The organism is uncultured Vibrio sp. (assembly GCF_947488985.1).
GTDB lineage: Bacteria > Pseudomonadota > Gammaproteobacteria > Enterobacterales > Vibrionaceae > Vibrio.
Genome location: NZ_CANLBV010000005.1, coordinates 14619 through 40735, shown reverse-complemented (window position 1 = coordinate 40735; position 26117 = coordinate 14619). Strand labels below are relative to the sequence as shown.

The window sequence follows — 26117 nt, the reverse complement described above, 5'->3', positions numbered from 1 at the left end:
CTAAATTGAGTTTTCTAAATTTTGAGAGGTTTATACCAGTAACAATCTCAATTGTCACGCACATTGCGCAATCGTTTGCGTGAGACTTGTCTTGATACAAAAAACAAGCTCGCGACGAGGCGCGAGCTAATAAATTACATTCGAGCTAATAGGATTTTAGCCTGCTCGACCATCTTCTTACGACCGAAGATTAGATGGCGGCGTTTGCCACCCACCTGTCGCCATAATACCGCACTTCTAATCCCGGATAGAAGGAGCGCACGAACCTTATGCTGACTCGATGTTTGTTGAAGTATCGATGGCGTCCCGGAAACCTGAATGCGAGGGCCAATAGGGCTGACTACATCAAGGTAGATACTCGCTAGGTTACTGATCATCTGGTCATCAAACAGGTCAAAATGTTCAGCTTGGCGCTCTGCGGTTTGAATGCGATCACCAAGTTGTGACATTGAATCGTTACGAGAAGCCAGCTTACGCTCAAGTGCCATTAAGCTGATGATGTAGCGGGTAATATCGCTACCCGCCGGAGTACTATCGATACCTTTTACTACGCACTCAAGGCCAAGCTTTAGGTTTGCTTCACGTCCAAATACACCCACAGTATTCGCTGGGTTAGTGCTTAGAATGGCATTGAGTGAAGCTTCGAAGGCATCTTTATCACAATAGCCGTCTTTCGCTACTTGTTGAACCAAAATCACAGCTTGGCAAATTCCGGCGAAAGCAATAGTACGGTCATAAAGTGTATTAGCCACGTAGTAACTCCTTGTTGTCTTCTATTGTTTGTCGTTCGTTTGATGAGGTTAGATGCGTTTTTCGATGATACCGCCACCAAGGCATACGTCGTCTTGGTAGAACACCGCTGATTGACCTGGGGTCACAGCAATCTGTGGTTCATCAAAAATAACCTTAATGTTCTCATCATCAATTGGGATGATTGTACAAGGAATATCAGTCTGACGGTAACGTGTTTTTACCGTGCATGTCATAACTTCAGTAATTGGTGTGCGATTTACCCAATGAAGTTGAGATGCGATCAAACCTTCTGATTTTAGAAGAGGGTGGTCTTTACCTTGTACTGCGATAAGTACATTACGTTTAAGGTCTTTTTCACCAACAAACCACGGTTCTTCATTACCGCCGCCACCTTTGGTACCGCCGATATGCAGACCTTTACGTTGACCTAATGTGTGGTACATCAAGCCTTGGTGCTGACCAATCACTTGGCCTTCCGGTGTTTCGATGTTACCCGGTTGTGCTGGTAGGTATTTACCTAGGAATTCAGTGAACTTGCGCTCGCCAATAAAGCAGATACCGGTTGAATCTTTCTTCTTCGCAGTGATCAAGTCTTGCTCTTCAGCAATACGTCGCACTTCTGGCTTCTCTAATTCACCGACAGGGAATAGGCTGCGTGCCACTTGATCTGAGCTTAGTGTGTATAGGAAGTAGCTTTGGTCTTTGTTGTTGTCTAGACCGCGCAGCATTTCTGGTTTTACACCAGCTTCAATCTCTTCTTGAGTCGGGAAAGTGCGGCGAACGTAGTGACCCATCGCAATGTAGTCTGCGTCTAGCACTTCATCCGCAAACTCTAAGAATGCTTTGAATTTGATCTCTTTGTTACAAAGAATATCTGGGTTAGGCGTGCGGCCCGCTTTGTATTCTGCAAGAAAGTATTCGAATACGTTATCCCAGTATTCTGCAGCAAAGTTGATTGTGTGCAGGTGGATACCTAGTTTGTCACATACCGCTTGAGCATCAGCAAGATCTTCAGCTGCCGTGCAGTATTCTTCGTTATCGTCTTCTTCCCAGTTTTTCATGAAAAGGCCTTCTACCTGATAGCCTTGTTGCTGAAGAAGATACGCCGATACTGACGAATCTACACCGCCGGACATACCGACAATTACTTTCTTTTCACTGTTTCCAGAGCTGATATCTGACATGTCTAAACACCGTTACTATTACTTGGTCGCAGATTCTAACAGAAACAGAAACGCCGTGACAGATCCGAGACCGGAATCACAGTTTCAATTGCACAAATACTGCACTGGCTTTGTTAGAGAATCGCATGAGAGCGAGGTGAGTCGCTAGGATGTCAGAAGTATATGTGGCATAGTCGCTCGAAATCCAAGACCTGAGATAAAAAAATGTCTGAACAAAATGAATTTATGCAAGAACAAGAGCTGATTGAGATCATTGAGAACCAACTTGAAGATGGCGAACCAGTGAAAGTAAAAGAGACGCTGATGCGTTTAATGATGACAGGAACCTCACGTGAAGACGCCATCGCAGCAATGGCCTGTGCGCTGGCTATTGAAGTATTTGATGTCATGAAGAACGGTGCAGAATTCAATCAAAAACGCTATGAAGAACATCTAAAAATGCTTCCAGACTTGAGCTTTATGGAAGGCGAATAAAAAAACAGATCGGCAAACGTTTGCTATAGTTTGAGTGATTGCCGCGCTAAATATAGCGCGGTAGTATTCGCCACCTATTTCCCCTTGACTTAGACGCTAGCCCTATGAAATTTCCTGGACAACGTAAATCAAAGCACTATTTTCCGGTTCACGCTCGTGATCCTTTAGTGAGCCAAGCACAAATCAGTAAAAAAATGTCACGCACCCATATTATCGGTATTGACCAAACCCTGGTGGATATTGAAGCGAAAGTGACTTCTGAACTTATTGAGAAGTATGGGCTAAGTAAGGGGCATTCTCTGGTTATTGGTGACGAGGTCGCTGAGTCTCTATATCAAGAATTAAAATCACAGTGCCTGATCACCAATGAATATGCTGGTGGCACAATTGGTAATACATTACACAACTATTCAGTGCTGGCGGACGATCGTTCAACACTGTTAGGTGTCATGAGCCAAGATATTAAGATCGGCAGTTATGGTTACCGCTATTTATGTAATACATCCAGCAGAATGGACTTGAACCATTTACAAGGGGTAGGTGGCGCTATTGGTCGTTGCTTTGCATTAATCACTGAAGATGGGGAACGTACTTTCGCTATCAACGAAGGAGAAATGAACCAGCTACAGCCTGATAGTATCCCTGAAGACATTTTTAAAAGTGCGTCTGCTTTAGTGTTAACGGCTTATTTAGTTCGTTGTAAGCCCGGTGACCCAATGCCCGCAGCCACGATGAAAGCGATCGAATACGCAAAGAAATACGATGTGCCTGTTGTTCTAACGTTAGGTACTAAGTTTGTGATTCAAGACGATCCCGAGTTCTGGATAGATTTTCTTGAGCAACACGTTACTGTGGTGGCCATGAATGAAGATGAGGCTGAAGCTTTAACAGGGGAAAGCGATCCGCTTGCTGCGTCAGACAAAACATTGGCGTGGGTAGACTTAGTGTTATGTACCGCTGGGCCGGTAGGGCTTTTTATGGCGGGTTACACTGAAGACGCAATGAAACGTGAAACGTCATTGCCTTTACTTCCAGGCTCAATTGCTGAGTTTAATCGTTTTGAATTTAGCCGACCTGCACATAAAGACCTGTGTGAAAATCCAACCAAAGTGTATTCACATATTGCGCCATATATGGGTGGTCCAGAAAAGATCAAAAATACCAATGGTGCAGGTGATGCCGCGTTATCGGCTTTATTACATGATATGGCTGCGAATAAATACCATAAAGAAAATGTGCCAAATTCAAGTAAGCACCAACACTCGTTCTTGACGTACTCTTCTTTCTCACAAGTTTGTAAATATTCTAACCGCGCAAGTTACGAAGTGTTAGTTCAGCATTCGCCGCGTTTGTCTCGAGGTCTTCCTGAAAGAGAAGATAGTTTAGAAGAGGCATACTGGGAAAGGTAAGCCACTTTACTTATCAAATACATTTCTCTATTGAACAAATATCACACCCGATCAGTAAATAGCAAAAAGGCTCCGAAAGGAGCCTTTTCTTTAATATATTTAAGCCGTAAATAAAATATAGGACAACTTAAGTATTCGATTTATTGCTTAGCGTATCGTTAGATTATTCACTAAACAATAATGATATTTAGATAGCGAAATCTTCCAGAGATTTACCTGCATCTAATTGTGCTTGGATAGCTGAAGGTGTACGACCTTGACCTGTCCAAGTTTTCTCGTCGCCGTTTGTATCTACGTATTTGTATTTCGCTGGGCGAGGAGCGCGTTTCGGTTTCGCTGCCTTTGATTTTGCTTCACCAGAAAGTGCAGCAATAAGATCTGCCACATCAATTCCGTCTTTCGCGATTTGTTCTGCAATTGCAGATAGCTTAGCTTCTTGCTCAGCTTTAGCTGCACGTTCTTCTGCTTCAGACTCTTGACGCTCTTGTACTACAATCGTTAGCTTCTCTAATGCTTCTTCAAGTTGCTCAAGAGTTAATTCACGTGAGAATGCGCGAAGGCTGCGGATATTTAATAAAGTTTTTGTTAATTCAGACATGATATTTTCCATCAAGGTAAACTAAATAATCTTCCTAATAATAAACAGAGCCTAGGAATAAAACAAATGGTATTTGTTGTTACTTTTATTTAAATATAAAAATGAGATGAATACTTGAAAAGGAAATGCTTCTTTTAGCCTGCTATTTTTTATAGTGATTCGTTAGGCTTAACGTAATTGATATGTGACAAGTGGAGTAATTGGCAAATGTTGACTATTCTCTTAATGGTTTTCTTAGGAATGAAAACTGTGTTTTTTGGAATTTTATGTTGCATTACCTTTCTCGATAAGTACAATTGCGACTACCTGATGCGATAGGCTGGTTAATTCGTTGTTAAACTTTGGTTTAAGTGGTTAATCATGTTATCGCACGTAGAGGTGCAATTATAAAAAGTAGTTTTCGTTGGGGTGATGCCAATGAGCGAGAATGAAAGGTGTGATTGCCGAAGTAAATTGTATATCTAAGCAATTTGCTGGGGTTGTATTCAATAGGTACAACACTGCCATAGTCTTAATTTTAAACTATGGAGCGCTACTGTAGGGTTGGGTGAAGTGTTCACTTCCCTTTCGCTTAGTTCAACATGAACTTGATAAGCCTTATCAAGTTTGTCTGCAGTAGATCTCTAGCCAAATAAAAAACTGGTTTTTGAAGATCATGAATTTAATAGATTTTGCAACATCGCCTTTATCTCTGCTTCCTCCTTTGGTGGCTTTAACCCTTGCTATTTTGACCCGCCGTGTATTGGTTTCTTTGGGCCTTGGTATCGTTATGGGCGCTTTTTTACTTGCTGATTTTTCAGTAGGTAATGCAGCGAGTTACGTGTTTGCTCAAGCATCTGGTGTTTTCATCGAAGATGGTGGAATTAACACTTGGAATATGAGCATTATTGCATTCCTTATTATTCTTGGAATGACAACAGCACTGTTAACCTTGTCAGGTGGTACACGTGCGTTCGCTGAATGGGCTCAGTCTCGAGTGAAGAGTAAACGTGGTTCTAAACTGCTTGCTGCTTTTCTTGGGGTATTCATCTTTGTGGATGATTACTTCAACAGCTTGGCAGTAGGTGCGATCTCTCGCCCGGTAACAGACCGCTTCTACGTATCTCGTGCCAAGCTTGCCTACATCCTAGACTCTACTGCTGCACCTATGTGTGTGATCATGCCAGCATCGAGCTGGGGTGCTTACATCATTACCATCGTTGGTGGCATCTTGGTGAGCCATGGTGTGACAGAGTATTCAGCTCTGGGTGCGTACGTTCGTCTTATCCCTATGAACTTCTATGCAGTATTTGCATTGCTTATGGTATTTGCTGTTGCGTGGTTCAGCCTAGACGTAGGTAAAATGCGTGAGCATGAGATAGAAGCTTCTCAGGGCCGTGGCTTTGAAGGCGACAACGATCAAAAGCAAGCCCACGATCTAAACGAAGAGCTAGACATCGAAGAGAGCGAAAACGGTTCAGTTTCTGATCTTGTTATGCCAATCGTATCGCTAATTGTAGCGACAGTGGCTGCAATGCTTTACACAGGTGGCCAAGCGCTGGCTGCTGATGGTCAAGCATTCAACCTTCTAGGCGCCTTCGAAAACACGGATGTAGGTAAGTCTCTTGTTTACGGTGGTGTTATCGGTTTACTAGTAGCACTAGCGACAGTATTCAAGCAAAAGCTATCTATGGCTGATATCGTAAGAACAATGTGGATCGGTGCAAGCTCTATGTTTGGTGCGATTCTGATTCTTGTGTTTGCATGGACTATCGGTTCTGTAATCGGCGACATGAAAACGGGTTCTTACCTATCGTCTCTAGTAACAGGCAGCATTGATTACCACTGGCTACCGGTTATGTTGTTCCTTCTAGCGGGCGTTATGGCGTTCTCGACAGGTACATCTTGGGGTACGTTCGGCATCATGCTACCAATCGCGGGTGACATGGCTGCAGCATCGGACATTGCATTAATTCTTCCAATGCTAAGTGCGGTTCTAGCGGGTGCAGTATTTGGTGACCACTGTTCTCCAATCTCTGATACGACGATTCTGTCTTCTACTGGTGCTCGTTGTAACCACATTGACCACGTAGCGACTCAGCTGCCGTATGCGCTGTCTGTGGCATTTGTTTCGTGTGTTGGTTTCATCACATTAGGTATGACATCATCAACGGGTATTGCCTTTGGCGCTGCATCTGTCACTTTTGTAGCAGTATGTTTTGCATTGGCGTATTTCTCACGTTGTAAGATGGCGACGTGCAAAAGCTAATCATCACTTGATTGAATATTGAAAAGGGAGGCGTTTGCCTCCCTTTTTTGTGCGCGTTAATTAAATTTTAAATTTCGTGAAAAAAGTTCGAATAAATGGTTGAAAAAGAATGTGAGCTTAGTTAGTGTGGAGTCAAGACAGCAAACAACTTAAGAGCTGATATATATGCGTAAATTAGTCATGAAAATTCATCACCATCATCACCCTATCTAATCTTTCGGGGAGATTTACGCATACCCGGGAGCAAGATTCTCCCGGAGGTTAAGTCAAAGAATTTAGATTTAAACCCTCGGGATGACAAAGTCTTCCGAGGGTTTTTTAGTTTTATTGCTTTTAAATAATTAATAAATTCAAATACTTGCACAGGGATACAGCAATGCAGACACAACGCCTAAGAATCGCAATTCAAAAGAAAGGTCGCTTAAGTAAAGAGTGCCAAGATCTACTAAAAAAATGCGGTGTAAAATTTAACATCATGGGTGAGCGCTTAGTTGTTCATTCACAGAATATGCCGATTGATTTGTTACTCGTTCGTGACGATGATATCCCCGGCCTTATCATGGACGGTGTGGTTGACTTAGGCTTCATCGGTGAAAACGAACTAGAAGAAGTTCGTCTAGACCGAGTTGCTCTCAACGAACCGTCAGAGTTTAAGGCACTGCGCCGTTTAGACTTCGGTGGTTGTCGTCTTTCTATCGCTATCAACAAAGATGAAGAATACTCTGGCCCACAAGATCTTGCGGGTAAACGTATCGCGACCACCTACCCACAACTGCTTAAAGCCTATATGGATCAGCAGGGTGTTGAATTTAGCACTTGTATGTTAACCGGTTCGGTTGAAGTTGCTCCGCGTGCAGGCCTTGCTGATGCTATCGCTGATTTAGTGTCGACAGGTGCTACGCTAGAAGCTAACGGCCTAAAAGAAGCTGAAGTTATCTTCCAATCAAAAGCAACCCTGATCCAACGTGAAGGTGAATTCGATGCAGACAAAACCGCACTGATTGAAAAACTCCTGACTCGTATGCAGGGTGTTCAACAAGCGAAAGAGTCGAAGTACATCATGCTGCACGCACCGGTATCACAGCTTGAGTACATTAAAGCACTATTGCCTGGTGCTGAAGATCCAACCGTCCTTCCTCTATCAACAGACAAAGACAAAGTCGCTGTTCACCTCGTTAGTACTGAGAACCTGTTCTGGGAAACGATGGAGCAGCTGAAAGAGTTGGGTGCAAGCTCGATTCTAGTATTACCAATCGAAAAAATGATGGGGTAGTGCCGATGAGAACCGTTGTTTGGCAATCTTTAAGTGAATCTCAGCAAGACTCGGTATTAGAGCGTCCAGCTATTACTGAAGGTGCAAACATCACAGCAATTGTTTCTGATGTTATTGCAAAAGTACGAAATCAAGGCGATGCAGCACTCAAAGAGCTGACTGAAAAATTTGACCGTGTGACTCCAAAGTCGATTCGAGTGAACTCGGCTGATATTGAAGACGCGTGTGATCGTTTAACGCCACAAATGAAGCAAGCGTTAGAGCAAGCTTATAGCAATATAGCTAAGTTCCATGAAGCTCAGAAACCGCAACCGATTAAGGTTGAGACACAGCCTGGTGTTATGTGTGAACAGGTTACACGCGCGATTAATACTGTTGGTCTTTATATTCCAGGTGGCAGCGCTCCGCTGCCTTCAACGGTTCTTATGTTAGGTGTGCCTGCTCAAATCGCAGGTTGCCGCAAGGTTGTACTTTGTTCGCCTCCGCCGATTGCTGATGAAATCCTATATGTCGCTAAGCTGTGTAACATCGATGAAGTTTACAACGTTGGTGGCGGTCAAGCGGTTGCAGCAATGGCTTATGGTACCGAGAGTGTGGCCAAAGTTGATAAAATCTTTGGCCCAGGTAATGCGTTTGTCACTGAAGCGAAGCGTCAAGTTAGCAATGACTTCCGTGGTGCCGCGATTGATATGCCTGCTGGCCCATCGGAAGTGTTGGTGATTGCAGATGAAACCGCTGATGCCGATTTCATTGCGGCCGATTTACTGAGTCAAGCGGAGCACGGTCCAGATTCTCAAGTGGTGCTAGTAACGCCATCGCCAGTGGTTGCTGATCAAGTAACAGAAGCGGTTCAAAAGCAACTGAAAGAGCTGTCTCGAGCTGACATCGCTCAGCAAGCCTTAGCATCAAGCTTAATCATCATTGCTGACTCGATCACTCAAGCTATTGCGATTTCCAACTTCTATGGCCCGGAACACTTGATTGTTCAAACCAAGAATCCGCGTGAACTGCTGCCATTACTTGATAATGCAGGCTCTATTTTCCTTGGTGACTGGTCTCCAGAATCGGCCGGGGACTACGCATCGGGTACCAACCATGTATTACCGACTTACGGCTATACCAAGACGTATTCAAGCCTAGGTTTGGCGGATTTCTCTAAGCGTATGACGGTACAAGAGTTGACGGCTGATGGCTTAAAAGGCCTAGCACCAACGGTAGTAACTATGGCGGAAGCCGAGGGATTGGACGCACACAAACGTGCTGTTACCATCCGAGTTGAAAAGTTAAACCAAGCAAAATAAGGAATGGGCATGGAAAAGTTAGCAAGAAAACAAGTTCAGGCGCTTACTCCTTATTTGTCTGCACGACGCATTGGTGGCAGTGGAGACGTATGGCTCAATGCCAACGAATCTCCGTTTGATAACGAGTACAATCTAAATTTGTCTCGCCTTAACCGCTACAGTGAGTGTCAGCCTAAAGAGTTGATTGATGCTTACGCTCAATACGCAGGCGTGAAGTCAGAGCAAACCCTGACCACGCGCGGTGCTGATGAAGGCATTGAGCTGCTGATCCGTGCTTTCTGTGAGCCAAACCAAGACGCTATTCTTTATTGCCCACCGACTTACGGTATGTACGCGATCAGTGCCGAAACGATTGGTGTTGAGCGCAAGGTTGTGCCTCTAACCACTGAGTGGCAACTGGATCTTCCTGCGATTGAAGCGCAACTAGACAACGTGAAAGTGGTGTTTGTTTGCAGCCCAAATAACCCGACTGGTAATTTGGTCAATCGGAAAGATATCATCAAGTTGCTTGAAATGACTCAAGACAAAGCGATTGTGGTGATGGATGAAGCGTATATCGATTTCTGCCCTGAAGCATCAACCGTTGATTTGCTTGAACAATACCCGAATCTAGCGATTCTTCGTACCTTGTCCAAAGCTTTTGCATTAGCCGGTTTACGCTGTGGCTTTACGCTAGCGAACCAAGAGCTGATTGATGTTCTATTAAAAGTGATTGCACCATACCCAGTGCCAATCCCTGTTGCTGATATCGCCGTTCAAGCACTTTCAGAACAAGGCCTTGCCAGAGCTAAATTCCAGGTTCTCGATTTGAATGCCAATCGAGCATATTTACAAGCAGGCTTATTGAGCATACCTCAAATAACGGTATTTGATGGTTGGGGTAACTACTTATTGGTTAAATTCCCTAACGGCGACGAATTATTCAAAGCGGCATGGGACACAGGCATTATATTGCGTAATTCGCCTATTGAAGATTGTGTTCGTATTAGTGTTGGTAATCGTGAAGAGTGCGAAAAGACACTTGGATTCATTCGTAACTTTTATCAGTAACGAAAGGCTCACCAGAAACGATATTTGCCCGCCTTATTTTGATTCATTCTCAGGCTGACAAATTAATAAAATATTTGGGTTAGCGTTTGATTTTTAGCTAGACCACCAGATTTAAGATTAAAAGGAAGTTCAAGTGAGTAAACAACAGAAAATACTTTTTATAGACCGTGACGGCACTTTAATTGTTGAGCCGCCAGTCGACTTTCAAGTAGACCGTTTAGACAAACTAAAATTCGAACCTTTAGTGATTCCTAGCCTGCTTGCACTGCAAGATGCTGGCTACCGATTAGTGATGGTCACTAACCAAGATGGTTTAGGCACCGATAGCTACCCACAAGTAGATTTCGATGCACCACACAATATGATGATGGAATTCTTCGAATCTCAAGGCGTTAAGTTTGATGACGTACTGATTTGCCCTCACTTTGACGAAGACAACTGCTCTTGCCGTAAGCCTAAACTGGGTATGGTTAAAGAGTACCTACAGGGCGGTAAGGTCGATTTCCAACACTCTGTTGTCATTGGCGACCGAATGACGGATCTGCAACTTGCTGAGAACATGGCAATCCGCGGTATTCAATATGGTCCGGATGCAGAAACTGAAGGCACACTGAACTGGCCACAGATAGTTAAAGATCTGACGGTTAATGCGCGCGTTGCTGAAGTGGTTCGTACGACTAAAGAAACGGATATCAAGGTTGCGGTAAACCTTGATGAAACCGGTGGTAATAAGATCGATACCGGCATGGGCTTTTTCGACCACATGCTTGATCAAATTGCGACGCACGGTGGTTTCCAAATGAACCTGACTGTGAAAGGCGATCTGCACATTGACGACCACCACACAGTTGAGGACACAGCACTTGCGTTAGGCCAAGCTCTGAAAGATGCGCTAGGTGACAAACGTGGTATTGGACGCTTTGGGTTCAGTTTACCAATGGATGAGTGTTTGGCTCAGTGTGCGCTAGACCTTTCTGGTCGCCCATACCTAAAGTTCGATGCTAAATTCAGCCGTGAGCAAGTGGGTGATCTTTCAACGGAAATGGTGGTTCACTTCTTCCGCTCTTTAACCGATACATTGGCTTGTACGCTACACCTTTCTTCTGACGGTAATAATGATCACCACATCATTGAGAGCCTGTTCAAAGCGTTTGGTCGTACTCTTCGCCAAGCAATCAAGGTTGAAGGTAATGAGTTACCAAGCAGCAAAGGCGTTCTGTAAAGCTAGCGTTAGCAAGGAAAAAACAATGAAAGATCAAAAAGTCGTCATTATTGATACTGGGTGTGCTAACGTCTCTTCGGTGAAATTTGCCATTGAACGTTTGGGTTACGCAGTTGAGATTTCAAAAGAACCAGAAGTGGTCCTTGCCGCCGACAAGCTTTTCCTGCCCGGTGTAGGTACAGCAAGTGAGGCAATGAAGAACCTGCAAGAGCGTGACCTTGTATCTCTTGTGAGGCAAGTAGAGAAGCCTCTGCTGGGTATCTGTTTAGGTATGCAATTGTTAGGCAAACTGTCTCAAGAGAAAGGCCAAAAGGCTGACGAGTTAGTTGAATGTCTAGGTTTGTGTGATGGTGAAGTTCGTTTACTTGAAACGGACGACTTACCATTACCACACATGGGTTGGAACACCGTCACGGCAACACCTAATCACCCTCTATTTAAAGATATTGAAGAGGGCGAGTACTTCTACTTTGTTCATAGTTTCGCAATGCCAGTGGGCGACTACACAATCGCACAATGTGATTACGGTAATCCGTTCACCGCCGCAGTGCAAAGTGGTAACTATTATGGTGTTCAGTTCCACCCAGAGCGCTCGTCGAAAGCTGGCTCTAAGCTGATTCAGAACTTCTTGGAATTGTAATAAGGATTAGGCAGCGGTTAACGTTGCCATATAAGGAATGTAAATGATTATTCCCGCGTTAGATTTAATTGAAGGCCAAGTTGTTCGCTTATTTCAAGGGGACTACGGGCAAGTAACAGAATACAAAGTCGATCCAGCAGAGCAGTTTAATCTGTATCACCAAGCTGGCGCTGGTTGGCTACACCTTGTTGACTTAACGGGTGCAAAAGACACAACGGCTCGTCAGTTAGGCTTGATTGCTAAGCTACTTGCTAGCACACCTGCGAACATCCAAATTGGTGGTGGCGTACGTAACGAACAAGATGTCGTTGGTCTACTAGAAGCGGGTGCACAGCGCGTTGTGGTTGGTTCTACAGCGGTTAAGCAACCTGAGTTGGTGAAAGGTTGGATGGAGAAGTACGGCGCGGAAAAAATTGTGCTGGCTCTGGACATCAACATTGACGAAAGCGGCACACGCAAAGTGGCGATTTCAGGTTGGCAAGAAGATTCAGGCGTGACCATTGAAGCGCTCATTGAAGACTACCTCACGGTGGGTCTTAAACACGTTCTGTGTACCGATATTTCACGTGATGGCACGCTAGAAGGGTCAAACGTAGAACTCTATGTTGATCTTTGTAAGCAGTACCCACAAGTGCAATTCCAATCGTCTGGCGGCATTGGTAGTCTTGCTGATATCGAAGCGCTTAAAGGTAGCGGTGTTGCTGGTGTGATAGTGGGTCGTGCGCTACTTGATGGCAAGTTTACCGCAGAGGAGGCATTTGCATGTTGGCAAAGCGAATAATCCCTTGCTTGGATGTCCGTGATGGACAAGTTGTTAAGGGCGTTCAGTTCCGCAATCACGAAATTATTGGCGACATCGTTCCGCTAGCACAGCGCTATGCAGAAGAGGGCGCTGATGAATTAGTTTTCTACGATATCACCGCATCGAGTGATGGTCGTGTGGTGGATAAGAGCTGGGTGAAGCGCGTAGCAGAAGTGATCGATATTCCGTTCTGCGTGGCTGGTGGTATTAAATCAGCAGAAGATGCAGCGCGAATTCTTGAATTTGGTGCAGATAAAGTCTCGATCAACTCGCCTGCATTAGCAGATCCGCAGTTGATCACTGATCTTGCTGATAAATTCGGCGTGCAGTGTATTGTGGTGGGTATCGACTCATACTTCGATAAAGAAACTGGTAAGTATCAGGTTTACCAATTCACAGGCGATGAAGCACGTACGAAAGCCACCAAGTGGGAAACCAAAGATTGGGTGCAGGAAGTGCAGAAGCGTGGTGCTGGTGAGATCGTGTTGAACATGATGAACCAAGATGGCGTTCGTAACGGCTATGACATCGATCAGTTAAACATGGTTCGTGAAGTGTGTAATGTGCCATTAATTGCATCTGGTGGTGCAGGCGCAATGGAACACTTTGCTGAAGCCTACAAGAAGACTAACGTGGACGGAGCACTTGCGGCTTCGGTATTCCACAAGCAAGTCATCAATATTGGTGAACTTAAACAATATTTAAAACAACAAGATGTAGAGGTGCGACTGTGAGTTTAGAACCTGTAAGCTTATCAAAAACAGAAGTAGGCGCATTATCAGAGCGTATTGATTGGGAGAAAGTAGGTGGCTTAGTGCCAGCGATTGTTCAAGATTATCAATCGAGCCAAGTATTGATGATGGGTTACATGAACCCAGCAGCACTTGAGAAAACAGGTGAAACTGGTCAAGTGACGTTTTTCTCTCGTACTAAAGAGCGTCTTTGGACCAAAGGTGAAACATCGGGTAATGTATTACAACTGCAAAACATTTCCTTGGATTGTGACAACGACACCTTGTTGGTTAAGGTCAATCCCATTGGCCCAACGTGCCACACAGGGACGACAACGTGTTGGGATGGAGACAAGCAAGAAGAAACACAGATGGTGTGGCTTCATCAACTTGAGCAGCTACTGGCTGCCCGCAAGGACGCAGACCCTGAGTCTTCTTATACTGCCAGTTTATATGCCCGTGGCACCAAGCGTATTTCGCAAAAAGTGGGTGAAGAAGGCGTTGAAGTCGCGCTTGCGGCGACGTCGGGCGATAAGGCGGAATTAGTGTGTGAATCTGCGGATTTGATTTACCACTTGATGGTTCTTCTTCAAGATCAAGGCTTATCGATGAACGATGTGGTCAACAAATTGAAAGAGCGTCATAAGTAAACTCTGTTTAGATTAATCGAACCAAGTAACAGATAGATAAAAGCCCTGTAAACAACCATGTTTACGGGGCTTTTAGTTTTAAGAGCCTCAGAGCTTTAAAGCTTCAAGATTTCTAAGTCCCTGTGGTACTATTCAACCTCTCAATCTTTGTCATTTCGAGGAGACTAAGCGACATCAGGAATATCTTCTCTTAACCTGACTTCCTCGTCGTGCGATTTATCCGCAGCATTTCTTGTACTTCTTACCGCTACCACAAATACATGGGTCGTTGCGGCCGATCTTGAAGCTCTTAACGGTTTGGTTTAGGCGAGGATCTATCTCTGGCTCTGTTAGCTCTTCATGTTCGTTTTCTTGCTCTGGGAACTCACCGTCGATATAGAACCACAGGCCGTTTTCACGAACAAAGCGTGAGCGCTCCTGCATGCAGTATTGCGCGCCGTCTTCATTGAAGTAAGCTTTAAATTCAACAAAGCCTTCGTCTTGGTGCGAACCTACCGTAGTATTGATGACTTCCAAGCCTGCCCAATCACAGTCGATGGATTCGGTAATGCCTTGTTTTTGTGCTTGGGCATTACAGTTGGGGTGGTAAGTCGCAACAACATAGTCAACTAGACCAAGCACATGTGCGGTATATCGAGAACGCATTAACTGCTCAGGGGTCGTAACGGTATGGTGATCAAGGTGCGCTGGCTCGCAGCAATGTTGGTAAGTATTAGCGCTACCGCAAGGGCATAAAGACATAGTCAGATCCTGTAAAAATGACCTCTATTAAGAGGCCATAAATGAATGCGTAGAAGTCTATCAAGAAACGTTCGCTTACCAAAGTCGAGTTTCGACTGGCTCATATTTACGGAGCGTACTCGTTCTGTGAAACGGACTATTTTAACGAGGGGGATAACAAATCTTGCGCCCAAGTAGTGGCTTCGTCGTAGGTTTTACCGAGTTGATCTTCACTTAGCTTGAGCAGTTTACAAATGCGTGTTGCTTCCTCCCATCGAGCTTGCTCATAAGCAATCACCATCGCTAAAACGGCACCCAAAATTCCTTTTCTTTGGATTAAAGCTTGTTTGATCTCTTCATCGATAGGCACCGAGTCGAGCACTTGATTTAACGGTTGGTCAAACAGTGAATCAAGCAGAGAGAACATGCCCATCAAAAATGCTTGACCTGGTTCTATTCTGACGTTCATTTTCTCGATAAGCAGCTCACATTGACGCGCTCTCAGAATCGCCAGCCCGTATAGAGAGTCGGGTTTATCTTCTTTCGCTGAAGCAATTGCGACGAGGGAGATAAATTTACGCAGTTTCTGCTCCCCAAGGTAAATCAGTGCTTGGCGGAATGAACGGATGGTTGTCGCAGAACCGCCTGCTGAGTTCACATAGGTCAGCAACTTGTACGACAGTGTGACATCAAGTGTAATCAAACGCTCTAACTCACTGAAGTCGATCGGATCGTGGGCTACCTCTTTCAATAGCTGCACGGTCGTCAGAAAGGCAGGGTTGAGTGATCTGGTTTGAATCATTTCAGGCTTGCTAAAGAAGTAGCCTTGGAAATAAGTAAAGCCTGCTCTTTTTGCTTCTTGGTATTCATCGTGAGTCTCAACCTTTTCAGCGAGAAACTGGATGTCTAGCCCCTTCAGAGAGTTCATGAACATAGAGGCTTTGGATATTGAGATCAAACGAATATCGAACTTGATGATTGACACGTAAGGTAAAAAGCGTTTCCAAGATTTAGTCGGCACAAAGTCATCTAATGCGATGGTATAGCCGGCGTCATAGATAACTTTAATGGCCTCAAGCAATTCGTCTGTTGGTTTGCAGTCCTCAAGGACCTCTACCACGAGGCTTTCTTTGGGGAACAGAGTAGGGACTAAGTTAATTAGGCTTGCATAGGGAAAGTTAACGAATCCAAGCTTATCACCCAAGGTATTATAGTGAGTTGATAGAAAGTGATCAGAAAGCAAGCGGCTTGTAGCGAGTTCCGGTTCTACTTCAGGGAAAGTGTTCTTAGGGCCGTCCCTGAATAGCAACTCGTAACCTATGGTTTTCTTGTCAGCATCGAGTATTGGCTGACGCGCTACATATGAATATTTCAACTTCGTATTGTGTTCGGTTTAGTTCTGATACAGAGATAATAGCTAATTGGAGAAAAATTACCATCTACAATCTTAGAAAGTCTGACCGACAATAATAATCAATGTGAAAGGTGAAAAGTGACGTTAAAAGCGGTTGCTAAACTCACGATTCTGTAGTTCAAAACTTTGCGGAGTGAATACCAGAACTGAACCCTGCGTGTACCAATCACCAAGTACGATACGGGTTTTAGTGCAATTGTTAGCATTGAATGTATGGATGTCTGGTCGATGAGTATGGCCGTGGATCATGAGATCTACATTATTTTGCGCCATCACATTTTCAACTTCTTGTTGTGTTACGTCCATGATGTCTAAAGACTTAGTCTGCTTGTCGTCCTTGATATCGGATTGAACCTTCGAAACAATTTTCTTCTTGATGAAAAATGGAATTCGGTTGAAGACCCATTGTAACCATGGTTGATGCACTTTTTCGCGAAAGGCGAGGTACTTTATATCTTCAGTACATAGGGTATCACCATGCAACACCACCGCTTTTTGCCCGTAGATATCGATCGTAGAAACTTCGTCGAGAAGTTGTACGCCCGTTTGCTTACCAAATTTTTTGCCGACTAAGAAGTCACGGTTCCCTTGAGTGAAGTAACAAGGCACGCCTGTTTTCACTAAGTCGATAAACGCTTGGCGGATAGAAGTCGCGAACTCACTCTTATCGTCGTCACCAATCCAGAACTCGAAAAGGTCGCCTAATACGTAAAGTGCATCCGCTTCTACTGCTTCGTTTTTCATGAAGGTTAAGAAACAATCTGTGATGTCTGGTCGCGACGGGGCTAAGTGCAGATCTGATATAAAATATGTTTTCATAGGTCTAAAAAAGGGAGCGATTCGCTCCCTGTATCCTGATTTATCGGTTCACCAATGGTAATGATTAATATTAACCGAAAGCGAGTAATTAAGCTTCGATTGTAGTACCAGTGATGATCACTTCTTCTAGAGGTACATCTTGGTGCATACCCATAGAACCAGTGCTAACACCTTTAATCTTGTTTACGATGTCCATACCTTCAACAACTTCTGCGAATACACAGTAACCCCAACCGTCTAGGCTTTCGCTACGGAAGTTTAGGAAAGAGTTGTCGTTCACGTTGATGAAGAACTGAGAGCTCGCTGAATGTGGTTCCATAGTACGAGCCATTGCAAGTGTACCTACTTTGTTAGCTAGGCCGTTGTTTGCTTCGTTCTTGATTGTAGCGCGAGTCGTTTTTTCTTTAAGGCCAGAAGTCATGCCACCGCCTTGAATCATGAAACCATCGATAACACGGTGGAATAGTGTGTTGTCGTAGAAACCGTCACGGCAATACTGTAGAAAGTTTGCGCTTGTTTCTGGTGCTTTTTCTTCGTTAAGTTGAACTTTGATGTCACCAAAATTTGTGTGAAGGATGATCATGATTGTTACCTTACTGTCTTTTTAATATGAAGTTCGAATTCTAGCGCATGTTGGCGGACTTTCAAATCACCAAATCATTCACTTAACTCAGATGTTTGAGGTAATTCCTGCTTTGGGGGATTACCTATTAAGGTATGACTTGTTATACTGCGAGCTTATTTTTGATTAATCCATAAAATAGATAGAGATCATGCTGAAGATATATAACACGCTCACAAGACAGAAAGAGGAATTCAAACCAATTACAGCTGGCAAAGTCGGTATGTATGTCTGTGGGGTAACCATATACGATCTCTGTCATATTGGTCATGGCCGTACGTTCGTTTCTTTCGACGTAGTAACTCGTTACCTTCGTTACCTTGGTTACGATTTGAACTTCGTTCGTAACATTACTGATATCGATGACAAGATCATCAAACGCGCTAACGAAAACGGCGAGTCTTGTGATTCTTTAACTGAGCGCTTGATTGGTGAAATGCATGCAGATTTCGATGCATTGAATATGAAACGCCCAGATGTAGAGCCTCGTGCTACAGAATACATCACTGAAATCATCGAGCTTGTTGAAAAGCTGATTGAACGTGGTTTCGCTTATGTGGCAAGCAACGGCGACGTGATGTTCGAAGTAAAGAAATTTGACGAATACGGTAAGCTTTCTAAGCAAGACCTCGACCAGCTTCAAGCTGGTGCGCGTGTTGATATTGAATCAGCAAAACGTAGCCCACTCGATTTCGTTCTTTGGAAGATGTCAAAGCCTGGCGAACCTACTTGGGAATCGCCATGGGGACCGGGTCGTCCAGGTTGGCACATCGAATGTTCAGCAATGAACTCTTCTATTCTTGGTAACCACTTCGATATTCACGGTGGTGGTTCAGATCTACAGTTCCCTCACCACGAAAACGAAATCGCACAGTCTTGCTGCGCGCACGGCACTCAGTATGTAAATACTTGGATGCACAGTGGTATGGTGATGGTAGACAAAGAGAAGATGTCAAAATCACTAGGTAACTTCTTCACAATTCGTGACGTATTGGCACATTACGATGCTGAAACGGTGCGTTACTTCCTAATGTCTGGTCACTACCGTAGCCAGCTGAACTACAGCGAAGATAATCTAAACCAAGCTCGTGCATCACTAGAGCGTCTATATACGTCACTTCGCGGCCTAGACCTTACCGCTGCACCTGCTGGTGGTGAAGAGTACGTGACTCGTTTCTCGACAGCGATGAACGATGATTTTAACACACCTGAAGCTTATTCAGTGCTGTTTGAAATGGCTCGTGATATTAACCGTCTTAAAACGGAAAGCATCGAAAAAGCGAGTGCACTGGGTGCATTGATGCGTGAACTGGCGGATATCATCGGCATTCTTCACCAAGATCCAGAAGCTTTCTTAAAAGGTGATGCGGCAGGTAACGATGACGAAGTCGCTGAAATCGAAGCGCTGATTAAACTGCGTAATGATTCTCGTGCGTCAAAGGACTGGGCAAATGCCGACCTTGCTCGTGACAAGCTAAACGAACTGGGTATTGTTCTAGAAGATGGCCCAGAAGGTACGACTTGGCGTCGTAAGTAAATCTTAGGAAAGGGCTGATTTTCATTCAGCCCTTTTTTCTAGCCCTTTTTTCTATCTTCAATTTTTACTTAACAGGAATATTTCTGTGGCTCAGATGTATTTTTATTACTCGGCAATGAATGCGGGTAAGTCAACAACGCTCCTTCAATCTTCATTCAACTATCAAGAACGTGGCATGACCCCCGTGATTTTTACCGCAGCGTTAGATGATCGCTACGGGACGGGCAAAGTGAGTTCAAGAATTGGTCTGCAATCTGAAGCTCAGCTTTATAAAAGTGATACCAACCTATTCGATGCGATCCAAGAGCTAAACGAGATCGAAAAACGTCATTGTGTATTGGTAGATGAGTGCCAGTTTTTATCGAAAGAGCAGGTTTACCAACTCACTGAGGTGGTTGATAAGCTGCATATTCCGGTGCTTTGTTACGGTTTACGTACCGATTTCTTAGGTGAGCTGTTTGAAGGTAGCCGTTACTTACTGTCTTGGGCTGACAAGCTCGTCGAGCTAAAAACGATTTGTCATTGTGGGCGCAAAGCTAACATGGTGATTCGTACCGATGAGCATGGTGTAGCGATTGCTGAAGGTGATCAAGTAGCGATTGGTGGTAACGACAAATACGTTTCCGTTTGTCGCCTGCATTACAAAGAAGCGCTAGGTAAATAAGTACCTATCTTTGCTGAACTTACTAAAACGAATAAAAAACGGTGGCCCAGTGTCACCGTTTTTTATTGAGCCTATGCCGTTTCTTTATTCGAAGTTGAGCTTTTGATTTATTCGAAACCGAGCGTCTTTAATGCTTGATAGGCGTGGTCAACGTCGTCAGGGATGGGCATCTCAATTTGAAAGCCTTGAGCAGGGTAGGCTTTAATTCTTTCATAATCTGCAATCAGAGCCCCTAATACCATGTCTAACGGCAACTCTTCGTTAAAGTAATCATCCCAATTTTGCCATTGTGATGTCACGGTTATCTGTGAAGTTGCATCAGGCCATTGTTTGGTAAAGGTGGCGTAGGTGCGTTTCTCCATAAAAGGTTTTTGCACTAAGGTCAGCTTGTTAGGTGATAGCCCACGCTCAGCTAGCAGCTCATAGGTAAAGCGCACATTTTCCCCTGAGTTGGTCGCACGTTTCTCAAGGATTATGTCAGCGTCTGGCACGCCACAGTCACGAGCAACTGCGGCGAATGTTTCCGCTTCCGAGCGTTCAAAAGTGCCTTGTGTAAAGCGTCCAACACCGCCAGAAAAAATAATGTAAGGTGCGATTTTTTGGTGATAAAGCTTGGCTGCGTATTCCGCGACGCGAGTGTCGTTACTGCACAACACAAAAATACAGTCTGAAGGTTCGACCTTATGGTTCATTGCCATAAAATTCCACAAGGTATCGATAGCCCGATGCAGCTTAACCTTGGGGTTTTTCTGCTTTGTAGATTGTTTAGTCATCAAGGGCGTCCAGTGTGGATTCAAATTTGAACGAATACCCCAAGTCGACAATCTTTTTGGACGATATTTGTTTGTCTGGCGTATCGACCACAGGCGGCAGTGGCTCACTACTGCTCGCGCTTTTAAGTGCCGCAGCGTAAAATTCTGCCTTGCTTACGGTGTGTGGTGTGGTTACATTTACCACTTCGTTAGGCAGCTGGCTGATCGCAAAATCGACGGCACCTATCGCGTCGGCTAGATGAAGTATATTGGCAGGCGCTTGAGTGCTCACTTGCTTCAATTTGCTTGCAAATCTTGAGGGGTGACGGCTTGGCCCAATTAACCCACTAAAACGAAGAATGGTGTAGTTGATACCACAACCAATCACTGACTGCTCAGCTTGTAGCATGATTCGGGCGTTATTGGAAAATGAGGCTGCGTGCTCGCTATCGGAGGTTGAGAGCGCGAACGATGCATCTTTTTCATACAATATACCGGGTTTGGTAGGGTAGACGGTAGTTGAGCTGATCATGATTATTTTCTTCACATTCGCTTTTTTACATGCAGTGGTTAGCTGTTGCCAGTAGCTCGCGTATTCTTGCCCTGCGCCTTTCCTAAAGCCCGGCGGGAAGCTACCGATAACAATTTCAGTATGATGATCAAGCAGAAGAGAGTAGAGCCGTTCAACCGCGTGAGTAGGCTCCGATGAGTCAAAGCTAAAGACTTCACACGGAATGCGTTCGTTACCAATGGCATCGGCCCCTGCTTGGGTCGTTTTCGTGACCACCACTTGGTTATTATGTTTCTCTAGATGTTCAGATAAAGGTGCGCCTACCCATCCAGCACCGACGATAAATATAGAAGCCATGTGTTCCTCATAACTGCAAGCAAAGAGGCTCAAAATAAGCCTAATAAACCTTTGTTCAAAAATGAAAAAACTCCACGGCCGAAGCAAGTGGAGTTTTTACTAGAACAAGGTGCTTTATTTCAGCACGCGCAGTAACTTGTCTGCACGCTCTGCAATTTCAATCCCTTCATCGGTAAGATAACCGCCGTCGGGCTGAGTACAAAGGTTCTTTTCAAATAGTCGCTTAACCGCGTCTTGAGTTTCTTGAGTAGCTTCTTGATGAACTTTAATACCCGTAGCCGAGCTACTGACATCAAATTGTAGAAGGAGGTTTAAATCAGCAATATGTTCAGCGTTGTACTTCATAATTAACCTATATATTCATAACGTTCTCTACCTTCACCTTAGTGCGCATTTTCAAGTCAGGCAACATCAAATAAATAGAATTGATAACTGATCCCAAATTGAATAATTAATCATCGTATGGTGAGGCTATTTCTGTTGGATTGGGTGATTTATGTTCGCTTAAATCATCAATGATGTTTATTGCTAAGTGGTTGTAATATATTGTGTGACTAGAAGTATATTGCATTCAGCTAATATGATATTCAAAAGGACATGCATCAGTGAGAGCGAACAAATTAGCATTAGTGGTGAGTATGCTATTGGCTATTTCAGGTTGTCAAAGTACACCCTCAGAGCAGACCGGCACGAACCCAACAAACAATCAAAATAATACCTCTCCAGAAGAGCTCCGTTCTTTTCATTCTGTTCAAAGTGCTCACAGCAAATGGGAAGCTAAGCTTGCGGACCATACTAAGTTATCTCTCTATGCTCCAGAGAACTACAATGAAATGCTAGACACATGGGATGATGCCGAAAGTATTTATGCCTACTTACTCAAAGATGAGACTCGATTAACCAAGAGTTACTCCATTTTTTCAAGCTTAACGTATGCAGAAGCGTTTGATGAAAAAATAGCGCAGATCAAATCAAACTATGAGGCGATTTTAGTTCTAAAGAAAAAGGCGGACAGAGTACTTGCGGACTCCATTGTTCAAATGGATTACCTAAATTCTCTTGGTGCAGACACTCTGTTTACGTCGGGCTATAAGCGGTTGTATTCAGAATACAGTGAATTGTTTGAGTATGTGCTGGTCGATGAGCTTGAAGATGCTCAGCAAGCACAAGTGGTGTTTCTCAACAATGCACGCGTGTTAGAGGTAAAGGTTGCGCTTAAGAAATACATTGAACCATTGCAAGACGAGCTGGAGTTCTTGGAAGATGAAGACTTTGATGACATTGCGCCTCTGACGTTTGCGAAAGCCGCTTCCCAGATCGCATTGGCAGAAAGGCAAGTGCAAGCCAGTCCGCGTGAGAAATTGATCATTGAGGATGCTGTTGATGCGGCTCAGTTTGAATTGAACCACGTGCGCAGTGTGGCTCATGAAGTCAAGGTTTTGGCGAGTGTGAAGGGCAACAAATTCGAACAATCTGTATTGGAGGCAGAGAACCAGTTACTGAGTATTTCTCAAGCGCTTGATGAACAAGATTACCGCGATGTCGGATTACGCCTTCAGTCTCAGAAAATTGTGGCCAGTGTGAAAGCGTTAAGAAGCTCAGATAAAACCGAGCAATTGGCGTTAGAGATCGATGCCCTGACTGATAAAGTTGTTCAATTAGAGAGGGAAAATCAGACGCAGTCTCAGCAATTGTCTGATGCGGCTAAGTATATTGAGCTTTTAGACCAGCAGACAGCCAAGAGTGATGCCCATATAAAGAGCTTAGAAGCCTTGGTGGATAGCTTGAAAACGTTAGGTGGGAAGATCACCAAAGAAAGTGATGTAGGGGTAACGCCGACGACCGTGGACCCTGACCTAGAAGAGGCGGCTTTAGAGCAAGCATCAGAGGAGGTGATGGTTCCTTCCGTTTAATATAATCATTTTTTCCAAGCAGTAATTCTAGGCATCATGTGTAATGTATTGGTCTACATTGCGGTATGGATGACCTTCAGTGGGCGAATCCTGACCGACAAAATTCTGGTATTGCTCTTACCTGTTGCGATGTTCGTGTCGGCGGGTTATGAACACTGTATCGCGTATATGCACCAAGTACCGCTAGCTATTGGCTAATCTACTTACGAGATTAACATAGTGACGTTGTGCTACTGATTTTATCTACTATATTCGACAGACGGTCTGCATTGCAGGCCGTTTTTTTATTTGTGGAAAACTTTGTCTTTTATTTGCTCGACTTTGCTATAAATACCTGATGCCAAAGTCGAGCTGTGTGTATATGTCTTTTAAATTGAATAAAGTTTAAGACAACTGTTCTTTTGCTAAACCATTGTGATTAAAAAACTATCATTTCTGTTTTGGTTATCCACAATTTCTGTGGATAACCTGTCGCAAACTCAGTGAGTAACCAAATTGCAAGATAGGCTAGCGTGATGCCTGACGTCGGGCCAACCTCGTAAGTGCCTTCTTCGTTTATGACGTCTATCAAGAGAGATGCAGAGTTAAGGCTAATGAATTGCATAATTTCTCACTTCACCCGTTACTCATCCTCTCTGAAAGTGCCAAATATCGCATTTGATCTTCAATGTGACTGACTAAAAAAACGCGAAACAATTTAACAAACAAGGTACAGAATAGTGGTTGAGTTGCGCTTTTTTGACTACTACTTAATAGTTGAAAAGTTAAAAATTGCCGTGCTTTTGTTGTTCGTTTGTTGCTTTTTAACATTCGTGTAGCATGCTTAATTCTTCATATTTGTTAATACTTTTTAATAACTTTGTTTAACTAAAAACAACTTTGGATGACCTCAAAAAAGTATTGATTAGTAAGGCTTGGAGCGGGAGATTTGATTGAACCCTACTTTAGGTATGGTCTAAGATCTGTTGCTAGATACTCAAGAACTTTAACCCCATAGAATGGGTTACTCGAAATTACTAAATACAAAATAGGCAAAATGTATGAGTGATGTTAATAAAATTGAAACTGGCGAAAAGCGCTCGTTGGAGTGGAAATCTTTCCTCTTCATTGCGGTGGTTCTCTTTCCAATATTAAGTGTGGCGTTTGTAGGTGGTTACGGTTTCATTGTTTGGGCACTACAAGTGTTTGTATTCGGACCTCCTGGTGCTCATGGCGGCATGTAATGCCCTCTAGTCACAACTTTTTTAAAATCAACATTTGAGAGAGCTAAACATGAAATCATTTTTAGTTAAATTATGGCGCACTATGACACGCCCAGCAGTGCACATCAGCCTTGGTGTGCTAACGATGGGTGGCTTTATCGCCGGTGTTATTTTCTGGGGCGGTTTTAACACGGCTCTAGAACACACAAACACAGAAGAGTTCTGTGTAAGCTGTCACACCATGCGTGACAACGTATACGTAGAACTACAAGAAACGGTTCACTGGAAAAATACTTCTGGTGTACGTGCTACTTGTCCTGACTGTCACGTTCCACATGAGTGGACAGCAAAAATTGCTCGTAAGATGCAAGCATCTAAAGAAGTATTCGCTCAAGTGTTTGGTGACCTAGATACACCTGAGAAATTCGAAGCTCGTCGTATCGAATTGGCTAAGCATGAATGGGATCGTTTCTCTTCGAACAAATCTCTAGAATGTAAAAACTGCCACAACTACGATTCAATGGATTTCGAAAACATGCGCCCAACAGCGCGTATCCAAATGAAGAACGCCGCAGAGCGTGATCAAAGCTGTGTTGACTGTCACAAAGGTATCGCACACAACCTTCCACTAGATATGGAATCGGCAAGTGGTATCGTTGGTGAGCTAGAGAATACGGCGGGCAGTACGTCTTACTCTGAAGGTAATGATGTCATTTCAATTCGCCACCTACCTCTGTATACCGACGAAACTGCAGAAGTGGAAGCCGGTCTACTAAGCCCTGCAAGTAAAGTAGCTATTGTTGGCGAGAAAGGCGATATGATCGAAGTTAAGATCGATGGCTGGCGCAAAGCGAAAGGCTTCGGACGAGTGATCCAAGAAGACTTTGGTATGAATATCTCCACTGCAATCTTGACGAAAGAAGTCTCTCAAAGTGAAGGCATTACTATTGGTGAGAAAAAAGAAGATGAGTTAACGGGCCTTCCTTGGGAAGAAGTAGACCTGACGCTTTGGATGAAGAAAGAGTCTATGGTCGGCGACTTTGCTCCAATTTGGAGTGCAGCAAGCCAAGCTTACCAATCGAACTGTTCAACGTGTCACTCTCAGCCAGATGAAGCACACTTTAGTGCTAACGGTTGGGTAGGCATGCTAGATGGCATGATCGCATTCGTTAACTTCGATACAGATACAGAAGCGCTTGTTCTTAAGTATCTACAGAAGCACTCATCAGATTTTTCTGAAGGCCATCACTAATAAGACGTCAATTGGAGTA

The 26117-nt window shown here is 44.0% G+C and carries 26 protein-coding genes, 1 pseudogene, 1 riboswitch and 1 other annotated feature; of the genes and pseudogenes, 17 read left to right on the top strand and 10 right to left on the bottom strand.

Going from position 1 to position 26117, the window contains the following annotated elements; all coding sequences use genetic code 11:
- Positions 1-134 precede the first annotated feature (134 nt).
- Together hflD and mnmA are read right to left on the bottom strand one after the other, a co-directional pair.
- Positions 135-752 carry a high frequency lysogenization protein HflD gene (gene hflD / locus Q1A70_RS02035; protein ID WP_299686486.1) on the bottom strand — a complete coding sequence of 206 codons (618 nt, stop codon included), beginning with the start codon at positions 750-752 and terminating at the stop codon, positions 135-137.
- Positions 753-800: 48 nt separating this feature from the next.
- Positions 801-1937 (bottom strand): tRNA 2-thiouridine(34) synthase MnmA, encoded by a 1137-nt coding sequence (gene mnmA / locus Q1A70_RS02030; RefSeq protein WP_299686484.1) that lies wholly within the window; start codon positions 1935-1937, stop codon positions 801-803.
- A gap of 204 nt (positions 1938-2141) precedes the next feature.
- On the opposite strand from mnmA, the gene Q1A70_RS02025 reads away from it, so the two are divergent.
- Both Q1A70_RS02025 and Q1A70_RS02020 read left to right on the top strand, forming a co-directional pair.
- Complete coding sequence (locus tag Q1A70_RS02025; protein ID WP_299686482.1) at positions 2142-2411, top strand: hypothetical protein; 270 nt, start codon at positions 2142-2144, stop codon at positions 2409-2411.
- A 104-nt stretch (positions 2412-2515) separates the two neighbouring features.
- Positions 2516-3820: an inosine/guanosine kinase gene (locus Q1A70_RS02020; RefSeq protein WP_299686480.1), complete on the top strand. Its 1305-nt coding sequence runs from the start codon at positions 2516-2518 to the stop codon at positions 3818-3820.
- Positions 3821-4007: 187 nt separating this feature from the next.
- On the opposite strand, the gene Q1A70_RS02015 is transcribed toward Q1A70_RS02020, so the two are convergent.
- Positions 4008-4418 carry an H-NS family nucleoid-associated regulatory protein gene (locus Q1A70_RS02015; RefSeq protein WP_299686478.1) on the bottom strand — a complete coding sequence of 137 codons (411 nt, stop codon included), beginning with the start codon at positions 4416-4418 and terminating at the stop codon, positions 4008-4010.
- A 365-nt stretch (positions 4419-4783) separates the two neighbouring features.
- Positions 4784-4961, top strand: a riboswitch (Lysine riboswitch).
- 112 nt (positions 4962-5073) lie between these two features.
- On the opposite strand from Q1A70_RS02015, the gene Q1A70_RS02010 reads away from it, so the two are divergent.
- From Q1A70_RS02010 to hisIE, 9 genes are all read left to right on the top strand, one after another.
- A complete protein-coding gene (locus Q1A70_RS02010) occupies positions 5074-6666 on the top strand; it encodes a Na+/H+ antiporter NhaC family protein (RefSeq protein ID WP_299686476.1) in 1593 nt (530 codons plus the stop codon).
- Positions 6667-6854: 188 nt separating this feature from the next.
- Positions 6855-6989, top strand: a sequence feature (His leader region).
- Positions 6990-7042: 53 nt separating this feature from the next.
- Entirely contained in the window at positions 7043-7939 is an 897-nt protein-coding gene (gene hisG / locus Q1A70_RS02005; protein WP_299686474.1) for an ATP phosphoribosyltransferase, read from the top strand.
- The gene (gene hisD / locus Q1A70_RS02000) at positions 7939-9240 is read left to right on the top strand and encodes a histidinol dehydrogenase (RefSeq protein ID WP_299686471.1); all 1302 of its coding nucleotides are present in this window, start codon (positions 7939-7941) and stop codon (positions 9238-9240) included. The genes hisG and hisD overlap by 1 nt, the downstream gene beginning before the upstream one ends.
- 9 nt (positions 9241-9249) lie before the next feature.
- Positions 9250-10290 carry a histidinol-phosphate transaminase gene (hisC, locus tag Q1A70_RS01995; protein ID WP_299686469.1) on the top strand — a complete coding sequence of 347 codons (1041 nt, stop codon included), beginning with the start codon at positions 9250-9252 and terminating at the stop codon, positions 10288-10290.
- Between the two features lie 133 nt (positions 10291-10423).
- Positions 10424-11512: a bifunctional histidinol-phosphatase/imidazoleglycerol-phosphate dehydratase HisB gene (gene hisB, locus Q1A70_RS01990; protein WP_299686467.1), complete on the top strand. Its 1089-nt coding sequence runs from the start codon at positions 10424-10426 to the stop codon at positions 11510-11512.
- Between the two features lie 25 nt (positions 11513-11537).
- Positions 11538-12152, top strand: coding sequence for an imidazole glycerol phosphate synthase subunit HisH (gene hisH, locus Q1A70_RS01985; RefSeq protein ID WP_299686465.1), 615 nt, complete (start codon positions 11538-11540; stop codon positions 12150-12152).
- A 43-nt stretch (positions 12153-12195) separates the two neighbouring features.
- Positions 12196-12933, top strand: a complete 738-nt coding sequence (gene hisA / locus Q1A70_RS01980) for a 1-(5-phosphoribosyl)-5-[(5-phosphoribosylamino)methylideneamino]imidazole-4-carboxamide isomerase (RefSeq protein WP_299686463.1) — start codon at positions 12196-12198, stop codon at positions 12931-12933.
- Entirely contained in the window at positions 12915-13688 is a 774-nt protein-coding gene (hisF, locus tag Q1A70_RS01975; protein ID WP_299686461.1) for an imidazole glycerol phosphate synthase subunit HisF, read from the top strand. Before hisA ends, hisF begins: the two co-directional genes overlap by 19 nt.
- On the top strand, positions 13685-14335 hold the full coding sequence (gene hisIE, locus Q1A70_RS01970) for a bifunctional phosphoribosyl-AMP cyclohydrolase/phosphoribosyl-ATP diphosphatase HisIE (RefSeq protein ID WP_299686459.1): 651 nt from the start codon (positions 13685-13687) through the stop codon (positions 14333-14335). Before hisF ends, hisIE begins: the two co-directional genes overlap by 4 nt.
- A gap of 216 nt (positions 14336-14551) precedes the next feature.
- Here hisIE and Q1A70_RS01965 read toward each other — a convergent pair whose 3' ends face one another.
- From Q1A70_RS01965 to Q1A70_RS01950, 4 genes are all read right to left on the bottom strand, one after another.
- A complete protein-coding gene (locus tag Q1A70_RS01965; RefSeq protein ID WP_299686457.1) occupies positions 14552-15076 on the bottom strand; it encodes a YchJ family protein in 525 nt (174 codons plus the stop codon).
- Between the two features lie 136 nt (positions 15077-15212).
- Positions 15213-16430, bottom strand: a complete 1218-nt coding sequence (locus tag Q1A70_RS01960; RefSeq protein ID WP_299686455.1) for an EAL domain-containing protein — start codon at positions 16428-16430, stop codon at positions 15213-15215.
- 123 nt (positions 16431-16553) lie between these two features.
- Positions 16554-17288, bottom strand: a complete 735-nt coding sequence (lpxH, locus tag Q1A70_RS01955) for a UDP-2,3-diacylglucosamine diphosphatase (RefSeq protein ID WP_299686453.1) — start codon at positions 17286-17288, stop codon at positions 16554-16556.
- Between the two features lie 88 nt (positions 17289-17376).
- The gene (locus Q1A70_RS01950; RefSeq protein WP_010440028.1) at positions 17377-17871 is read right to left on the bottom strand and encodes a peptidylprolyl isomerase; all 495 of its coding nucleotides are present in this window, start codon (positions 17869-17871) and stop codon (positions 17377-17379) included.
- Positions 17872-18061: 190 nt separating this feature from the next.
- On the opposite strand from Q1A70_RS01950, the gene cysS reads away from it, so the two are divergent.
- Both cysS and Q1A70_RS01940 read left to right on the top strand, forming a co-directional pair.
- On the top strand, positions 18062-19447 hold the full coding sequence (gene cysS, locus Q1A70_RS01945) for a cysteine--tRNA ligase (protein WP_299686450.1): 1386 nt from the start codon (positions 18062-18064) through the stop codon (positions 19445-19447).
- Between the two features lie 85 nt (positions 19448-19532).
- Positions 19533-20111, top strand: coding sequence for a thymidine kinase (locus Q1A70_RS01940; RefSeq protein WP_299686448.1), 579 nt, complete (start codon positions 19533-19535; stop codon positions 20109-20111).
- A 107-nt stretch (positions 20112-20218) separates the two neighbouring features.
- Here the strand turns inward: Q1A70_RS01940 and Q1A70_RS01935 are convergent, their stop codons facing one another.
- The 3 genes from Q1A70_RS01935 to Q1A70_RS01925 form a co-directional block, all read right to left on the bottom strand.
- Entirely contained in the window at positions 20219-20884 is a 666-nt protein-coding gene (locus Q1A70_RS01935) for a YdcF family protein (protein ID WP_299686446.1), read from the bottom strand.
- Positions 20877-21731 carry an NAD-dependent epimerase/dehydratase family protein gene (locus Q1A70_RS01930; protein WP_299686444.1) on the bottom strand — a complete coding sequence of 285 codons (855 nt, stop codon included), beginning with the start codon at positions 21729-21731 and terminating at the stop codon, positions 20877-20879. The genes Q1A70_RS01935 and Q1A70_RS01930 overlap by 8 nt, the downstream gene beginning before the upstream one ends.
- 114 nt (positions 21732-21845) lie before the next feature.
- Positions 21846-22076, bottom strand: a complete 231-nt coding sequence (locus tag Q1A70_RS01925; RefSeq protein WP_299686442.1) for a TIGR02647 family protein — start codon at positions 22074-22076, stop codon at positions 21846-21848.
- Between the two features lie 260 nt (positions 22077-22336).
- Between Q1A70_RS01925 and Q1A70_RS01920 the strand changes: the two genes are divergently transcribed.
- The 4 genes and pseudogenes from Q1A70_RS01920 (at position 22337) to torC (ending at position 26098) form a co-directional block, all read left to right on the top strand.
- Complete coding sequence (locus Q1A70_RS01920; RefSeq protein ID WP_299686440.1) at positions 22337-23644, top strand: ATPase; 1308 nt, start codon at positions 22337-22339, stop codon at positions 23642-23644.
- Positions 23645-23839 (top strand): annotated as a pseudogene (locus Q1A70_RS01915) (formate/nitrite transporter family protein); the annotation flags it as partial. It abuts the gene before it with no gap.
- Positions 23840-24684: 845 nt separating this feature from the next.
- On the top strand, positions 24685-24867 hold the full coding sequence (gene torE / locus Q1A70_RS01910) for a trimethylamine N-oxide reductase system protein TorE (protein ID WP_285408472.1): 183 nt from the start codon (positions 24685-24687) through the stop codon (positions 24865-24867).
- Between the two features lie 49 nt (positions 24868-24916).
- Complete coding sequence (gene torC / locus Q1A70_RS01905) at positions 24917-26098, top strand: pentaheme c-type cytochrome TorC (protein ID WP_299686436.1); 1182 nt, start codon at positions 24917-24919, stop codon at positions 26096-26098.
- Positions 26099-26117 lie beyond the last annotated feature (19 nt).

Coding starts and splice junctions, on each gene's coding strand:
- Q1A70_RS01950 (WP_010440028.1), bottom strand. CDS start 17,871: ATGATCATCCTTCACACAAATTTTGGTGACATCAAAGTTCAACTTAAC.
- cysS (WP_299686450.1), top strand. CDS start 18,062: ATGCTGAAGATATATAACACGCTCACAAGACAGAAAGAGGAATTCAAA.
- Q1A70_RS01935 (WP_299686446.1), bottom strand. CDS start 20,884: ATGACTAAACAATCTACAAAGCAGAAAAACCCCAAGGTTAAGCTGCAT.
- Q1A70_RS01930 (WP_299686444.1), bottom strand. CDS start 21,731: ATGGCTTCTATATTTATCGTCGGTGCTGGATGGGTAGGCGCACCTTTA.
- hisA (WP_299686463.1), top strand. CDS start 12,196: ATGATTATTCCCGCGTTAGATTTAATTGAAGGCCAAGTTGTTCGCTTA.
- hisC (WP_299686469.1), top strand. CDS start 9,250: ATGGAAAAGTTAGCAAGAAAACAAGTTCAGGCGCTTACTCCTTATTTG.
- torE (WP_285408472.1), top strand. CDS start 24,685: ATGAGTGATGTTAATAAAATTGAAACTGGCGAAAAGCGCTCGTTGGAG.
- hisF (WP_299686461.1), top strand. CDS start 12,915: ATGTTGGCAAAGCGAATAATCCCTTGCTTGGATGTCCGTGATGGACAA.
- hisG (WP_299686474.1), top strand. CDS start 7,043: ATGCAGACACAACGCCTAAGAATCGCAATTCAAAAGAAAGGTCGCTTA.
- hisH (WP_299686465.1), top strand. CDS start 11,538: ATGAAAGATCAAAAAGTCGTCATTATTGATACTGGGTGTGCTAACGTC.
- Q1A70_RS02020 (WP_299686480.1), top strand. CDS start 2,516: ATGAAATTTCCTGGACAACGTAAATCAAAGCACTATTTTCCGGTTCAC.
- mnmA (WP_299686484.1), bottom strand. CDS start 1,937: ATGTCAGATATCAGCTCTGGAAACAGTGAAAAGAAAGTAATTGTCGGT.
- Q1A70_RS02025 (WP_299686482.1), top strand. CDS start 2,142: ATGTCTGAACAAAATGAATTTATGCAAGAACAAGAGCTGATTGAGATC.
- Q1A70_RS02010 (WP_299686476.1), top strand. CDS start 5,074: ATGAATTTAATAGATTTTGCAACATCGCCTTTATCTCTGCTTCCTCCT.
- Q1A70_RS01965 (WP_299686457.1), bottom strand. CDS start 15,076: ATGTCTTTATGCCCTTGCGGTAGCGCTAATACTTACCAACATTGCTGC.
- lpxH (WP_299686453.1), bottom strand. CDS start 17,288: ATGAAAACATATTTTATATCAGATCTGCACTTAGCCCCGTCGCGACCA.
- Q1A70_RS02015 (WP_299686478.1), bottom strand. CDS start 4,418: ATGTCTGAATTAACAAAAACTTTATTAAATATCCGCAGCCTTCGCGCA.
- torC (WP_299686436.1), top strand. CDS start 24,917: ATGAAATCATTTTTAGTTAAATTATGGCGCACTATGACACGCCCAGCA.
- Q1A70_RS01925 (WP_299686442.1), bottom strand. CDS start 22,076: ATGAAGTACAACGCTGAACATATTGCTGATTTAAACCTCCTTCTACAA.